The 2,066-nt window shown below is 46.1% G+C and carries 4 protein-coding genes; all 4 read left to right on the forward strand.

Translation table 11 applies throughout. The features are described from left to right. Positions 1-303 (forward strand): type ISP restriction/modification enzyme (locus IV91_RS15985; protein WP_035418019.1); only part of this gene is annotated, 303 nt, incomplete at its 5' end. Between the two features lie 12 nt (positions 304-315). Further along, positions 316-795, forward strand: a complete 480-nt coding sequence (locus IV91_RS0111975; RefSeq protein WP_031598709.1) for a hypothetical protein — start codon at positions 316-318, stop codon at positions 793-795. A 22-nt stretch (positions 796-817) separates the two neighbouring features. Beyond that, on the forward strand, positions 818-1,144 hold the full coding sequence (locus IV91_RS18020) for a hypothetical protein (protein ID WP_150112483.1): 327 nt from the start codon (positions 818-820) through the stop codon (positions 1,142-1,144). A 567-nt stretch (positions 1,145-1,711) separates the two neighbouring features. Beyond that, positions 1,712-1,933 carry a hypothetical protein gene (locus IV91_RS0111980; protein ID WP_031598711.1) on the forward strand — a complete coding sequence of 74 codons (222 nt, stop codon included), beginning with the start codon at positions 1,712-1,714 and terminating at the stop codon, positions 1,931-1,933. Positions 1,934-2,066: the final 133 nt, after the last annotated feature.

Genomic DNA, 2,066 nt, shown 5'->3' on the forward strand with positions numbered 1-2,066 from the left:
AAGGAAAAAGACCTGACCACGATCCACTACAATGACCGGATTACGATTTCAGAGATTCCCCTGGAAGCCTACGAGTACATCGTGAACGGGAAGCCTGCGCTGGACTGGGTGGTGGAGCGCCAGTGCCTCAAAACAGACAAGGACAGCGGGATCGTGTCGGATGCCAATGACTGGGCGGTGGAAACCATGAAGAACCCGCGTTACCCCCTTGAGTTGGTCCAGAGGGTCATCACTGTCAGTCTGGAGACCGTGAAGATTGTGCAGTCATTGCCCGAGATGGAAATTCAACTGGCAAATTGTTAAGAGGATGACCTTATGGCGTTTTTATTGCGTTTGGTTACAAAATTACCAGTTCCGACGGGGGTGCGCCTTGGGTGGCAACGTACATTGCTGGATCGCGCATACGGTAAAGACATAATCGCCGCACGAAAACTCAAAGATTGGGCCAAAGTTCACTCTTTGAAGCAAGACCATCGGGTTGAAATTGACCTACATGATGAGGAAGAAGATGAATATCTGTCTAAGAGCCTTATCGCCAAAGCACGTCAAATTCGCGTACCCGTTCCTCACAAATACAAAGATGACAAGACAGAATCAGAACACTGGTATGAAGGACATTACACGGGGCAATGGTATCTAACAACCGTTGGTGTTTCCGCATTGAGAGATGAGATTCGTCGTGAATTAATAGCGCGACACGATCTTCGCGCGAAATGGGTCGTATGGCTCACCGGCATCACCGGTATTATTGGTGCAATCACAGGATTAGTTGCCGCTTTTTACCATAAAGCATAGCAATATCCTCTCGGAGATAGTCATGGATCTTAAAGATTTTGTTTCACAAGCCTTGTGCGATATTATTGGCGGTGTAAAGAAAGCACAAGAAGAAACTTCAACAGGAACTATCTGCCCGAATGGCCTTGAAACTGAGGATGCTATAAAGGCGGCCATATCTACTATTACTACCGTGGACTTCCAAGTAACAGTTCGGACAGAGGAACATGCTGGAAGTGCGGCAAAACTTAGTGTCGTTACCGCAATCATAGGAGGAAGCATAAAGGGAGAAAGCGGAACCAACTCTGGTAATGCTGCGACACTGAGTTTTAGAATCCCTGTTCGCCTTCCAACAAGTGCAAAACAATAACCCGCGATTATCCGGTTATAACTTGCATGTCCCTCGTTCCAATATGAAGATATCTGTGCCGTATGAGCATCGAATAACTGTTCTACAATAAGAGCTTGATAAGCCAGTCGATCCAGATCAAAATTCCGGAGGAGTTACCGGGGATGATCCTGGATGAGAGGGTAGAGATCGCAACGCAGTGGATTGGCTGAAAAGTGCTGTTTCCACGGTCAGGGGGTCAAAGTGTCGGGCTCGGTGGGCGGACACTGGGGGCTACTTTGGAAATTTACAGGATCCTAACTGGACATTGTAAAATTCCCTTCCTACTTGACTGAGATCTATAGCATCGCTGATGCTGACTGGATACCGGCGTCTTTCAGGGATCCTGTCGTGTCATCTTATGCATTGGCCCGTGATCAATATTACAAAAACTGTCTCAGTTTTACCGTAATGGCCCCAACAAAATAATTAATAATAAACTTTTAAAAACATCTGGTTAACGTCGTTTCCAGTCAAGCAGAAGCTAAAATATTAATAAGGGACTGTTATTCATTTGTCCTGCATTTCTATACCAAAAAAGGAAACGATATGAATCAAAAAAAACAAAACGCAGTCAAAGAAGCCGTCTATAAACTTGGAGGTCCGACGAAGGCATCAAACCAATTAGGGGTCTCCAACGCATCTGTTCATGCCTGGATTAATAAAGCCACTATACCAGACATCGATATTGCCCGGAAGGTGTCGGTTTTGACCGGGGCTAATCTCGACGATATACGTCCAATGCCAGTAGCGAGGTCACCATGGTTTTGAAAAAGAAAAAATCAGCACCGATTGAAAGGTTGGTACGTAGGGCCGAGCTATTTTCAGCCATGGAATTGGATCCTCGTGATTTTCCTGCTGACGACGATATGGTCGCACTTGGGCTTTCGGCGGATAATTTGGG

The sequence above is a fragment of the Ferrovum myxofaciens genome (assembly GCF_000735045.1).
In the GTDB taxonomy this organism is placed as follows: domain Bacteria; phylum Pseudomonadota; class Gammaproteobacteria; order Burkholderiales; family Ferrovaceae; genus Ferrovum; species Ferrovum myxofaciens.